General features: G+C 73.0%; 9 protein-coding genes. 6 read left to right on the top strand and 3 right to left on the bottom strand.

The window, feature by feature from the left end:
• Positions 1-234: 234 nt before the first annotated feature.
• The 3 genes from MID12_RS09220 (at position 235) to MID12_RS09210 (ending at position 3,453) form a co-directional block, all read left to right on the top strand.
• The gene (locus MID12_RS09220; protein WP_040248794.1) at positions 235-900 is read left to right on the top strand and encodes a TetR/AcrR family transcriptional regulator; all 666 of its coding nucleotides are present in this window, start codon (positions 235-237) and stop codon (positions 898-900) included.
• Positions 897-2,564 (top strand): FAD-binding dehydrogenase, encoded by a 1,668-nt coding sequence (locus MID12_RS09215; RefSeq protein ID WP_263166027.1) that lies wholly within the window; start codon positions 897-899, stop codon positions 2,562-2,564. Before MID12_RS09220 ends, MID12_RS09215 begins: the two co-directional genes overlap by 4 nt.
• An 85-nt stretch (positions 2,565-2,649) precedes the next feature.
• A complete protein-coding gene (locus MID12_RS09210; RefSeq protein WP_263166025.1) occupies positions 2,650-3,453 on the top strand; it encodes an SDR family oxidoreductase in 804 nt (267 codons plus the stop codon).
• An 87-nt stretch (positions 3,454-3,540) separates the two neighbouring features.
• On the opposite strand, the gene MID12_RS09205 is transcribed toward MID12_RS09210, so the two are convergent.
• Positions 3,541-4,503 carry an acyl-CoA thioesterase gene (locus tag MID12_RS09205; RefSeq protein ID WP_263166023.1) on the bottom strand — a complete coding sequence of 321 codons (963 nt, stop codon included), beginning with the start codon at positions 4,501-4,503 and terminating at the stop codon, positions 3,541-3,543.
• A 461-nt stretch (positions 4,504-4,964) separates the two neighbouring features.
• Here MID12_RS09205 and MID12_RS09200 point away from each other — a divergent pair, with 461 nt between their 5' ends.
• Positions 4,965-7,430 carry a DEAD/DEAH box helicase gene (locus MID12_RS09200; RefSeq protein ID WP_263166021.1) on the top strand — a complete coding sequence of 822 codons (2,466 nt, stop codon included), beginning with the start codon at positions 4,965-4,967 and terminating at the stop codon, positions 7,428-7,430.
• Positions 7,431-7,494: 64 nt separating this feature from the next.
• Here the strand turns inward: MID12_RS09200 and MID12_RS09195 are convergent, their stop codons facing one another.
• Positions 7,495-7,719 carry a hypothetical protein gene (locus MID12_RS09195; RefSeq protein ID WP_040248789.1) on the bottom strand — a complete coding sequence of 75 codons (225 nt, stop codon included), beginning with the start codon at positions 7,717-7,719 and terminating at the stop codon, positions 7,495-7,497.
• A gap of 278 nt (positions 7,720-7,997) precedes the next feature.
• Positions 7,998-9,245: a threonine synthase gene (locus MID12_RS09190; protein ID WP_263166019.1), complete on the bottom strand. Its 1,248-nt coding sequence runs from the start codon at positions 9,243-9,245 to the stop codon at positions 7,998-8,000.
• Between the two features lie 326 nt (positions 9,246-9,571).
• Here MID12_RS09190 and MID12_RS09185 point away from each other — a divergent pair, with 326 nt between their 5' ends.
• Entirely contained in the window at positions 9,572-10,480 is a 909-nt protein-coding gene (locus MID12_RS09185) for an aldo/keto reductase (protein ID WP_263166016.1), read from the top strand.
• A gap of 273 nt (positions 10,481-10,753) precedes the next feature.
• Positions 10,754-12,358, top strand: a complete 1,605-nt coding sequence (locus MID12_RS09180; protein ID WP_263166014.1) for a S8 family peptidase — start codon at positions 10,754-10,756, stop codon at positions 12,356-12,358.
• The last annotated feature ends 38 nt before the right edge of the window (positions 12,359-12,396 follow it).

Raw genomic sequence — 12,396 nt, 5'->3', positions numbered from 1 at the left:
CGGGGGCCCACTCGGCCCGCGCGGACCGGTCTCCGTCCCACCCCTTGTCGATACACGAACGTATTGGATACATTCCCGTATCGGATCCGGGCCTCCAGCTGTCCATCTGTCCATTCATCCATCTGTTCAGCTGTCCGGGTCCGCGCATCGGGCCCGGTCACCGGGTTCGGAGACCGGCTCCGGGGCCACCGCTCCGGGGCACGGCGGCGACGACGGCGGCGGAGAGCGGCACGTATGACATCCCTGACCCGCGGTGAGCGGCCCAAGCGGGTCACCCGGCGCCGCGCCCTGACCCGGCAGCGGCTGCTCGACGCGGCCCTGCACGTCTTCGCCGAGGAGGGCTTCGGGCGCTCCACGGTCGACCGGGTCTGCGAGCGCGCGGGCTTCACCCGCGGTGCCTTCTACTCGAACTTCACCTCCCTCGACGAGCTGTTCCTCGCCATGTGGGAGGAGCGCGCGGCGGCGATGCGGGAGGGCCTGCGCGAGGCGATCGCGGCCACCGAGGGCTCCGGCGCGCTGGACGCGGACGATCCCGAGCGGGTGCTGCGCGCCGTGCTCGACGTGATCCCGGTCGACGACGCCTGGTACCGGGTGACGGCCGAGTTCACCGCGCACGCGCTGCGCAATCCGCCGCTGCGGCGCGTGATGGCGGCCCGCGAGGCGGCGATCCTGGACGCCCTGCTGCCCCTGGTCGAAGGGGCCCTGGCGCGGATCGGCCGCAGCGTCACCGACCGCACCGCACTCGGGCAGGCGCTGATCGCCGTGCACGACGGCACCAGCGTGCAGGTGCTCCTCGAACCCGCGGACCCGGCCGTACGCGCCCGCCGCGAAGAGCTCTTCCGCCACGTACTGATGGCGTACTCCACCGAAGGTCCCGGCGAAGGCGAGGCAGACCAGTGAGCGAGCGGGCAGACGTCGCGGACGTCATCGTGGTGGGGGCCGGGCTCGCCGGTCTCGTCGCGACGTACGAACTCGTCCGGGCCGGGCGCAAGGTCCTCGTCCTCGACCAGGAGAACGAGGCCAACCTCGGCGGCCAGGCCTTCTGGTCGCTCGGCGGCCTCTTCCTCGTCGACAGCGAGGAGCAGCGCCGGATGAAGATCAAGGACTCCTACGAACTGGCCCTCCAGGACTGGCTCGGCTCGGCCGCCTTCGACCACGAGCGCGAGGACCACTGGCCGCGCAAGTGGGCCCAGGCGTATGTGGAGTTCGCGGCCGGACCCAAGCGGAGCTACCTGAACGGCCTCGGGCTGCGGTTCATGCCCAACGTGGGCTGGGCCGAGCGCGGCGACGGACTCGCCTCCGGCCACGGCAACTCGGTACCCCGCTTCCATCTGACCTGGGGCACCGGACCCGAGGTGGTCCGGGTCTTCCTCGAACCGGTCAAGAGGGCAGAGCAGGAAGGGCTTGTGACGTTCCGTCACCGGCACCAGGTCGACGAGCTGGTGGTGGAGAACGGCGCCGCGGTGGGCGTGCGCGGGACGGTGCTCGAAGACTCCGCGGCGCCGCGGGGCGTCAAGTCCTCGCGTGACAAGGTGAGTTCGTTCGAGCTGCGGGCGCAGGCCGTGGTCGTCACCTCCGGCGGTATCGGCGGCAACCCCGAACTGGTGCGCAGGAACTGGCCGGAGCGGCTCGGCCCCGCGCCCGCCCGCATGATCTGCGGGGTCCCCGCGCACGTGGACGGGCGGATGCTGGAGATCACCGAGCGGGCGGGCGGCAACATCGTCAACCGCGACCGGATGTGGCACTACACCGAGGGCATCAAGAACTGGGACCCGATCTGGCCCGACCACGCGATCCGGATCATCCCCGGCCCCTCCCCGCTCTGGCTGGACGCGACCGGTCAGCGGCTGCCCCCGCCCTACTTCCCCGGCTTCGACACCCTCGGCACGCTGAAGCACATCCAGCGCACGGGCCACGCCCACACCTGGTTCCTGCTCACCCAGACCATCATCGAGAAGGAGTTCGCGCTCTCCGGCTCCGAGCAGAACCCGGACTTCACCGGGAAGGACCTGAAGCTGACCCTGAACCGGGTCAAGAAGGGCCCGACCGGTCCGGTCGCCGCCTTCATGGAGCACGGCGAGGACTTCGTCGTACGCCGCACTCTGCGCGATCTGGTCGACGGCATGAACTCCCTCGGCAGCACACCGGAGTTGGACTACGCCCAGGTCGAACGGGAGGTCCTGGCCCGCGACCGGGAGGTGGACCTCGCCTACTCCAAGGACATGCAGCTGATGGCGGTGCGCAACGCGCGCGCCTACTTCCCCGACCGGCTCGCCCGCGTCGCCAAGCCGCACCGGCTGCTCGACCCGGCGCACGGCCCGCTGATCGCGGTGCGCCTGAACCTGCTCACCCGCAAGACCCTCGGCGGCCTGGAGACCGACCTCGACGCGCGCGTCATCCGGCCGGACGGCGAGGTCTTCGAGGGCCTGTACGCGGCCGGGGAGGTCGCCGGATTCGGCGGCGGGGGAGTGCACGGCTACAACGCCCTGGAGGGCACCTTCCTCGGCGGCTGCATCTTCTCCGGCCGCGCGGCCGGCCGCGCCCTCGCCCGGTCGCTCGCGTGAACTTGCGCCCATCGCACGGCACTTCCCCCGCACCTGAGGCGAACCCCCGCCCACCCACAGCCACGTGGCACCTGAGGGAGACGGCATGACCCAGCGGACCGCACTGATCACCGGCGCCTCCTCGGGCATCGGCGGCGCCGTCGCCGCCGCCCTGGCCGCCCGCGGCCACCGGGTGCTCGGCACCAGCCGCAAGCCCGAACTCCTCGACGAGGAAGCCCGGTTGCCCGGAGTGGAGTACCTGCCCCTCGACCTCACCGACGAGGCGTCCATCCTCGCCTGCGCCGAGGCGGCGGGCCCGGTCGACATCCTGGTCAACAACGCGGGCGAGAGCCAGCTCGGCGCCCTCGAAGAGCTGCCGATGGACGCCCTGCGGCGGCTGTTCGAGCTGAACGTCTTCGGCGCGGTGCGGCTCACCCAGCTCCTGCTGCCCGGCATGCGGGAACGGCGCCACGGCCGGGTGGTGATGGTCGGCTCGATGCTGGCCAGCTTCCCGCTCGCCTTCCGCTCCTCCTACGTCGCCTCCAAGGCGGCACTCAAGGGCTTCGGCCTCGCCGCCCGGCGCGAACTCACCCCGTACGGCGTCTATGTGAGCACCGTCGAACCGGGCTCGATCCGCACCGGTATCAGCGAGCGCCGCACCCGCTACCAGGCCCCGGGCTCCCCCTACGCGGCCGAGTACGGCACGGTCGCCGCCAAACTCGACGCCAACGAGGCGATCGGCATCCCCGCCGAGAAGGTCGCCCACACCATCCTCACCGCGATCGAGGCCCAACGCCCCAAGGCCTTCTACGCCGTGGGCAGCAACGCCCCGCTGGTCTTCACCCTGCGCCGCCTGCTCAGCCACGGGGCGGCCGAACGGCTGGTGACGCGCAAGCACGGGCTGTCGTAGGGCTTTTCCGCCGGATCGGGCAGGGCCCGCGCGGGCCGGTGCGCAAGACCGGTGCGCAAGAAAGGAAACGCCCTGGACGGGCGCGGGTCAGTCGGCGGGGGCGCGCAGCAGGGCCTCCTGGGCGGCGGTGGCGACGAGTTCGCCGTCCCGGGTGAAGAACTCGCCCTGGCACAGGGCGCGTCCGTCCGCCGCGATCCGGCTGCGCTGCGCGAAGAGCAGCCACGCGTCGGCGCGCACCGGCCGGTGGAACCAGAGCGCGTGGTCGAGGGAGACGAGCCGTACCGGCGAACCCCCGCTGCGCGGGAAGACGCGGTGGAAGGCCCGGGTCGCGGTCGGCGCCAGCGTCACATCGCTCAGATACGCGAGCGCGCAGGCGTGCGCGGCGGACTCGGGCGGCAGCGGCAGCCGGGTACGGGACCAGGTGTGCAGGGTGAACTCGCCCTCGGGCCCGCCGACTTGGACCTCCTCCTCGGGTACGTACCGCAGGTCGAGCACCTCGCGCAGCGCCGGTGAGCGGTGGCCGTCCAGGGCGTCGGCCAGACCCTCGGGGCCGGGCACCCCGGGCGCCTCCACCTGGCTGCGATGGCCGTCCGGCTCCGGCGACTTGAAGGAGGCGTGCAGGCTCAGCACCTCCCCGGCGGACTGCCGGGCGAGCACCTGGCGCAGCGAGTACGAGCGGCCGTCCCGCATCCGCAGCGCCCGGTAGGCGACCTTCTCCTCGCAGGAGACCGGCCGCAGGAAGTAGGCGTGCAGCGAGTGCACCGGCCGCTGCCCCGACACGGTCCGGCAGGCCGCCGCGAGCGCCTGCGCCAGCACCGATCCGCCGAAGCCCGCACCCTTGCGCCCCTCGTGGCACAGGCCGAGGTACTGGTCTTCGCCGTCCGCCTCAAGGCGCACCTGGTCCGCGAAGGGGGCCGGGGGCGGCTGCTTCGCCGGGGACGCCGGGCCCGCCGGGACGGGCGATGTGGTCGAGGCCGCCGGGCGGGACGGTTCGGGGCCGGGGCGGGGGAGCGGCGGCAGAGCCGAGCCGGGGTCGTGCACCGAGGTCACCGCGGCCTCCCGGGAGGGGGTTGCTGAGCGGTCGCTCAGCGGGGTCGGTAGGTGTAGGAGGCAATCAGGTACGGGGCGCGACGTCAACGGGGCCTGGGGGCCTGGGGGCGCGGGGGTGGCGGTGGGCGGGGTGAGGCCGATGGCGTCCGCCCGCCGCCTGCCCGCCGCCCGTTCGCCAGTCCGGCCCGGTGTCGGTGGCGCGTGGCAGGATGCGGCGCAGTGGTCCGGACGGGAGCGGAGAAGACGAAGCCTGAGAGGGCGAAGAAGCCGGAGAAGGGCTGAGGAGACGGGGAGAACGAAGAGCGCGGAGCGAGCCGAGAGCACGAGAAGAACGACAGAGTGCAGAAGCGCAGAAGTACAGAAGTAACGAGAGAAGGAAGAACGAAGAGGCAGCGGTGGTCCGGGGCGAGCAGGTCCCGGCGGTACGGGTGACGGATCCGGGTGGGTGCACGAGGGGCGTGATGGCGGAAGGCGGCGGGGGCGCAGCGGCGGAGGGGCTCGGGTGGGCCGGTCCCGCCGGAGGGGCCGAGGCGCCCGGACCCGGCGGTGAGCGCCCCGGGCGCGCGGTGGCCGGGCTGCTCGCCGAGGCCCGCGCCCTGGACACCGCCGCCCGGCAGCTGCTCGCCGACCACGCCCGCGCGCAGGAGGCCGTACGCGCCGCGCTCGCCCCCGTCCTCGACGAGTTGATCGCCGCCGAACTGGACCAGATCGCGGTGACCCGGTTGCGCGAGGTCACCGGCGGACGGCTGCGGCTCGGCGCCCTGGAGGACGCCGGGTACACCACGGTCGGCGCGGTGCACGCCGCCAGCCGCCATGCCCTGCGGCAGGTACCGGGCGTCGGCCAGCAGACCGCCGACCAGGCCCTGGCCGCCGCGAAACAGCTCGCCCAGGCGGTCTCCGAGACGGTCTCGGTACGTATCGACGCCGACGCGCCGGACGCCCGCGCCACCGCCCTGCTCCAAGCCCTGCACCGCCTGGTCGAGGCAGGCCCCGAACTGCGCCGCGCCACCGAGTCCGCCACCCGCGCCGCCCGCGAACTCGGCGCCCTGCTCCCGCTCGCCGCCCCCGCCGCGGGCCGGCTGCGGATGCTCTTCGCCCGGCGCCGCACCCGCGAGGCGGCCCTCGGCGCGGCCGCCCGGCTGCGCGCCCTCACCGGTGAGCTGCACCGCGCCGGGACCCCGGGACTGCTCGCCCAGTCCAGCGTCGACCTGCTGCGCGAGGACGCCGAACCGCTCGCCGCGCTGGTCGACTTCGAGCTGCGCTCCGCCGAGTACTACAGCCTGCTCGCCGAGTACACCGGTGGCGGGACCGATGTGGCGGCGGCCGAGGGCTTCCTGCCGGACGAGGTCGCCGGGCGGGTACGCGAGCAGCGCCTCGACGAGGGCCTGCTGCGGGTCTCGCTGCGCGGCTACCAGTCCTTCGGCGCCCGGTTCGCGCTCGCGCAGCGGCGGGTGGTGCTCGGTGACGAGATGGGCCTCGGCAAGACGGTGCAGGCCCTCGCCGTCCTCGCCCATCTCGCGGCCCGCGGCGAGAGCCACTTCCTGGTCGTCTGCCCGGCGAGCGTCCTGATCAACTGGACCCGCGAGATCCGCTCCCGCAGCGCCCTGCGCCCCGTACTGGTACACGGCCCCGCCCGCGCCGAGGCCTTCGCCGAATGGCAGACCGGTGGCGGCGTCGCGCTCACCACCTTCGACGTCCTGCACGCGCTCACCGACGCGGCGCCGGGCAACTCCGCCTCGCGGTCGGCGACTTCCGGCTCGGGGTTGGCTGCCTCCGGCACCTGTCCCGGGGTCTCCGGCACCCCCGGCACCCTCGATACCGCCTTCGCGACCCCGGGCGTTTGGCCCGCGCTCCTGGTCGTGGACGAGGCGCACTACGTCAAGAACCCGGCGGCGCGCCGCTCCCGGGCCGTCGCCCGCTGGGCCGAACGCAGCGAGCGGGTGCTGTTCCTGACCGGCACCCCCATGGAGAACCGGGTCGAGGAGTTCCGGAACCTGGTGCGCCATCTCCAGCCCGCCCTGGTGGACGGCATCGAGCAGGGCGCCGGGGCGGCGGGCTCCCAGGCCTTCCGCAGGGCCGTCGCGCCCGCGTATCTGCGCCGCAACCAGCAGGACGTACTGACCGAACTGCCCGCCCTGCTCAAGGTCGACGAGTGGGAGGAGTTCAGCGCCGCCGACAAGGAGGAGTACGCCGAGGCCGTCGCCGCGGGCAATTTCATGGCCATGCGCCGGGCCGCCTACGCCGCGCCCGCCGACTCCGCGAAGCTGGAGCGGCTGCGCGAACTCCTCGCCGAGGCCGCCGGCAACGGGCTCAAGGCCGTGGTCTTCTCCTACTTCCGCGAGGTCCTCGCCACCGTGCACGCGGCCCTCGGCGAGGACGTCTTCGGGCCGCTCACCGGCGAGTTGGCGGCGGGGCGGCGCCAGCAACTCGTGGACGACTTCGCCGCCGCCCCCGGCCACGCCGTACTCCTGAGCCAGATCCAGGCGGGCGGCGTCGGCCTCAACATGCAGGCCGCCTCGGTCGTCATCCTCTGCGAACCCCAGGTCAAGCCCACCATGGAGCACCAGGCCATCGCCCGCGCCCACCGGATGGGCCAGGTCCGCCCGGTCCAGGTGCACCGCCTGCTCGCCACCGACAGCGTCGACGAACGCCTCCTCGACATCCTCCGCAACAAGGACCGCCTCTTCGACGCCTACGCCCGCCGCAGCGACACCGCCGAATCCGACCCCGAGGCCGTCGACGTCTCGGACCGCTCCCTGGCCCGCCGCATCGTGGAGGACGAACAGCGGCGGCTGGCGGGGGAGTTGGGGCGGGGGGAGGCTTCTGCGCCGGAGGGGTCTTCGGAGACGGCTGCTGCCTCGGCCGAGTCCGCGCCGGTGGAGTCAGCCGCGCCCAGGGAGCCCGAGGACGAGCGGCGCGCCACCTGACACCCGGGGCGGGCACGCCCGGGGCTGCACCCGGGCAGGCTGGGTACGGGTCCCTCCGGGTTGCTCAGCTCGCCTCGACGCCCTCCTCGGCGGCGCGACGCATCAGCTGCTGCACCTGCTCCTCGGACCACCCGGTGATCCGGGCGACCTCGGCGTGGTCGCCGGGCTCGCCGCTCCCCTTCTGCAACGCGGCAATCGCCTCGACTTGCAGATCGGCAAAGGCCCCGTCCAGGGCAGCCTTGGCCTCGCGGTAGCGCTGAGCGGCGAGTTCGAGCTTTCCGGTGTCCATAGGGGGATCTTTCCGTAGGGAGCGGAGGGGGTGGGTTGATTGTGACGTATGGGAGGGGGATCCCCGCTTGCGCGGGGAGCACGCCAAGACCCGCGCCCGCCGCGGATACACGCAGGGACCACCCCCGCACCCGCGGGGAGCACACCAACTGACCCGGGGCTTCAGTACGCCGCACCCCTGGTTCTCGCTACCAGCTTCGCATCCGGCACCACTCGCAAACCGCATTCTTCACGTCACGTGACGTGCCCTCGCAGAATGGCAAGAACTGCCTCGTGGGCTCAGGCCAAGAAGCAGTGAGGCCGGGGGAGGAAGCCCAGCCCCGCCCCCCTACACCCCCCCACCCCCGTCTTCACCCCCGCCCCGCACAGCGGCACCACCGTGCTCGCCCCTGCTTCCTCCTCCCGTACCGCGGCCCAGCAGGCCACGCCGGTCGTCTCGACGTAGAAGCCGCGGGTCGCGAGGTCGCGTTGGGCGGTGCGGATCTGGGGTTCGGTCACCGTCCGGAATTCGCCGCCGGACTCCCGTACCGCGCGGAGGATCTGGCGGGCCCGCGGTGGACGCGGGATCGCGATGCCCTCGGCGAGGGTGGGGGACGCGGGGGTGTCGTCGAGGAGGTCTTCGGCGCCCTCCTGCCAGGCGCGGGCGAGGGGGGCCACCGCCGCGGACTGGACGGCGATCAGGCGGGGGCGGCGGGGGAGCAGGCCCGCGGTGTGGAGTTCGGTGAGGGCCAGGGCGGCGCCGAGGAGGAGGGTGCCGTTGCCGACGGGGACCACGAGGCGCTCGGGGAGGTGGCCGCCGAGGTCCTCCCAGAGTTCGTGGACGTAGGTCTTGGTGCCGTGCAGGAAGTACGGGTTGTGGACGTGGCTGGCGTAGAAGGTGCCCGGGGCGTCCGCCGCCGCGCGGGCCGCGAGGGCGGTGGCCTGGCGGTCGCCGTCGACCGTTTCCAGCCGTGCGCCGTGGGCGGCGATCTGCTCCAGCTTCTTCGGGGAGGTCGCGGCGGGGACGTACACCGTGCAGGGCAGTCCGGCCCGGGCGCAGTACGCGGCGATGGCGGTACCGGCGTTGCCGCTGCTGTCGGCGAGGACGCGTTCCGGGCCGAGGCGGCGGGCGAGTTCGGCGAGCAGGACGGCGCCGCGGTCCTTGAAGGAGAGGGTGGGCATCAGGAAGTCGAGCTTGGCCGAAACCGTGTCGGTGAGCGCGACCAGCGGGGTCCGGCCCTCGCCGAGGGAGACCGCGGGCGCGGCGAGCGGCAGCGTTTCCGCGTACCGCCAGAGGGAGTTGACCCTGCCGGTGAGGGCGTCGAGGTCCGCGGGCCTGCCGTGGAAGTCGAGGTCGAGCGGGCCGCGGCAGCGCGGGCAGCACCAGTCGAGGGAGGCCGCCGGCACCCGGGTTCCGTCCACCGGGCAGACCGAGTCGGGCAGCGGGCCGGGCAGGGCGTCGGGCCCTCGGCCGGGCGGAGGCGGGGAGGGCAGCCGGCCGGAAGTGGCGGGTGCGGGGGGATCGGCCGCGGACGGTGAATTGCTCATGAGGGGAGGCTAGGCCGCGCGCCCACACCTGTCCCGGCACGGCCCCCGCGTCCGCGCTCCTCCTCCGGCTCCCGCACACTTCCCCCGGGCTCCCGCGCTCCTCCTCCGGGCCGCCGCACTCCTCGTCCGGCTCCGCTCCCGACCGGCAGCCCCCGAAACCGAAGTGTCACCAGTGACAACTCACCAGTACGCGGCCAGGGTTCCCGTTCACCCTGTGACATTCCCCCGACCCTCCGAACCTTTCCGCCGGACCTGTCACCTGCGCATACTCCAGGACCGCCGCGCCGTGCACGGTCGGACGGCGAGGGCCGATCGAGAGGGAGCCGATGGAACAGACGACGCCTCATCCGGTCTCCGCGGCAGCCGCCGGTACGTGGCTGCTCGGTGATCTGGAGGTCAACCGGATCGGTTTCGGCGCCATGCGTCTGACCGGCAGTGCCGCCTTCCACCAGGGCACTCCGCGGGACCGCGGCCAGGCGATCGCCACGCTGCGCCGCGCGGTCGAGCTCGGCGTGAACCACATCGACACCGCGGCGTTCTACTTCTCCCGGCTGCGCTCGGCCAATGAGCTGATCAACTCGGCGCTGGCGCCCTACGCCGACGATCTCGTCATCGCCACCAAGGTCGGACCGGCCAGGGACGCCGACGGCGAGTGGGCCACCTCGGCGAGGCCCGAGCAGCTGCGCGGCCAGGTCGAGGAGAATCTGCGGCAGCTCGGTCGCGACCACCTCGACCTGGTCAACCTCCGCCTCATGGGCCAGGACTCGATCAGCGAGCATTTCGGGGCTCTCGCCGCACTGCGCGACGCCGGGCTCGTGCGCCACCTCGGCATCTCCCACGCCCGCAGGGAACACCTGGCCCAAGCCGAGGAGATCGCTCCGGTGGTCTGCGTGCAGAACCGCTACGGCGTCGACGCCCCCGGTGGGCAGGAGATGGTCCGGGCCTGCGCCGAGCGCGGCATCGCCTTCGTGCCCTTCTTCTCCCTCGCCGGGCAGGGGCGCGAGGCCGGAGCCGTCCGGGCCGAGCACGACGAGATCCGGGCCGTGGCCCGCGCGCACGGCGTCTCACCTGCCCGGATCCGCCTGGCCTGGACCCTGGCGCAGGGCGCCCATGTGCTGGCCATCCCCGGGACAGGCGACCCGGAACACCTCGTCGACAACGTGGCGGCGGGTGCGCTGCGCCTCACCGCGGACGAACTCCGGTCCCTCGATTCCCTCGGACGTTCCGCAGGATGAGGCCGGCCACGTCATCCGCGCGCGAGCGAGCCCTCGGAAGCCGCACCTGAGCGAAGAGAGAGGGTCGGGTCAACTCCCTTACGCCCCTTATGCGCCGCTCTTCATGGAGAGAGTGTGGCGGCGGTGTTACGTCCGTGCACGCCACTTGTGGAATTCCTGTGACCGCGCCAATCTTTGGTCAAGGCAGGGTCAATTGTCATGGCCCTGACCTGTTTCGTGTGTCCTTGCACTACCCCCCACCAGGCAACTTCTCCCTCAGAAGGGCCCCACACCATGGCAGTGAAGCGTCACACCCGGCGAAGAGTCGCCCGCCCCGCAGCCCTCGGCGCCACCGGCGGCACGGTCGCCGCGCTCGCGGCGGCGGCACTCACCCTCGGACTCGTCTCGGCACTCCCCGCAAGCGCCTCGGCGCCCGCGGGCGAGGGCCGCATCCAGTACGCCGACGCCCCCAACGCGGTCGCCGGAAGCTATCTCGTCACCCTCAAGGACGGTGCGGCCAAGGCCCGTTCGGAGCGGGGCAAGGCGGTCGCCGAGGCGTACGGGGCGAAGATCCGGCGCACTTACGGCAAGGTGCTCAACGGCTACTCCATCGCCCTCTCCGAGGCCAAGGCCAAGAAGCTCGCCGCCGACCCGGCCGTGGCCTCGGTCGTGCAGAACCGGACCTTCCACGCCGACGCGACCCAGAACAACCCGCCCTCCTGGGGCCTGGACCGCATCGACCAGAAGAACCTGCCGCTCGACAACAAGTACACCTACCCGGACTCGGCCGGGCAGGGCGTCACCGCGTACGTCATCGACACCGGCGTACGCATCTCGCACAGCGACTTCGGCGGCCGGGCGGTCAACGGCTACGACGCCATCGACAACGACAACACCGCGCAGGACGGGCACGGCCACGGCACCCATGTCGCCGGTACGGTCGCGGGCACCCTGCACGGCGTCGCCAAGAAGGCCAGGATCGTCGCGGTCCGGGTGCTCGACAACCAGGGCTCCGGCACCACCGAGCAGGTCGTCGCGGGCATCGACTGGGTCGCCCAGAACCACTCGGGCCCCTCGGTCGCCAACATGAGCCTCGGCGGCGGTGCCGACAGCGTCCTGGACACCGCGGTGCGCAACGCCATCGCCTCCGGGGTGACCTTCGCGGTCGCCGCGGGCAACGACGGCGCCAACGCGGCCAACTACTCGCCCGCCCGCGTCGCGGAGGCCATCACCGTCGGCTCGACCACCAGCACCGACGCCCGCTCCAGCTTCTCCAACTACGGCTCCTCGGTGGACATCTTCGCCCCGGGCTCCTCGATCACCTCGGCCTGGAACTCCAGCGACACGGCGACGAACACCATCTCCGGTACGTCGATGGCCACCCCGCACGTCGCGGGCGCCGCGGCGCTCTACCTCGCCGACAACCCGACGGCCACCCCCGCCCAGGTCGGCACCGCGCTCAACAACGCCGCCAGCTCCGGCGTGGTGGGCAACCCGGGCTCCGGCTCGCCCAACCGGCTCCTGAACGTCGGCGGCGGCACCACCACCCCGCCCGGCAAGTTCTTCGAGAACACCGCCGACTACCCGATCGACGACAACGCGAGCGTGGACTCCCCGCTGGCCGTCAGCGGGGTCACCGGCCGCGCCCCGGCCTCGCTCAGCGTCAAGGTCGCCATCCAGCACACCTACATCGGCGACCTGCGCGTCCAGCTCCTCGCCCCCGACGGCACCGCCTACACGCTGAAGGACTACGGCACCGGCGGCAGCACCGACAACATCAACGCCACGTACGCGGTGGACGCCTCCGCGGAGACCGCCGACGGCGGCTGGAAGCTGCGGGTCAGCGACAACGCCCGCTACGACACCGGGAAGATCGACTCCTGGGGCCTGCAGTTCTGAGCCCGGGGTCCGCGGTTCCGGGCCGGGGCTCATGGCTC

Source organism: Streptomyces sp. SCSIO ZS0520 (assembly GCF_025643355.1).
GTDB classification, from domain to species: domain Bacteria; phylum Actinomycetota; class Actinomycetes; order Streptomycetales; family Streptomycetaceae; genus Streptomyces; species Streptomyces physcomitrii.
Note: the sequence above shows the minus strand (reverse complement) of the source record. Positions and strands in the feature narration are given on the sequence as shown.

Coding starts and splice junctions, on each gene's coding strand:
- MID12_RS09220 (WP_040248794.1), top strand. CDS start 235: ATGACATCCCTGACCCGCGGTGAGCGGCCCAAGCGGGTCACCCGGCGC.
- MID12_RS09210 (WP_263166025.1), top strand. CDS start 2,650: ATGACCCAGCGGACCGCACTGATCACCGGCGCCTCCTCGGGCATCGGC.
- MID12_RS09200 (WP_263166021.1), top strand. CDS start 4,965: ATGGCGGAAGGCGGCGGGGGCGCAGCGGCGGAGGGGCTCGGGTGGGCC.
- MID12_RS09195 (WP_040248789.1), bottom strand. CDS start 7,719: ATGGACACCGGAAAGCTCGAACTCGCCGCTCAGCGCTACCGCGAGGCC.
- MID12_RS09190 (WP_263166019.1), bottom strand. CDS start 9,245: ATGAGCAATTCACCGTCCGCGGCCGATCCCCCCGCACCCGCCACTTCC.
- MID12_RS09185 (WP_263166016.1), top strand. CDS start 9,572: ATGGAACAGACGACGCCTCATCCGGTCTCCGCGGCAGCCGCCGGTACG.
- MID12_RS09180 (WP_263166014.1), top strand. CDS start 10,754: ATGGCAGTGAAGCGTCACACCCGGCGAAGAGTCGCCCGCCCCGCAGCC.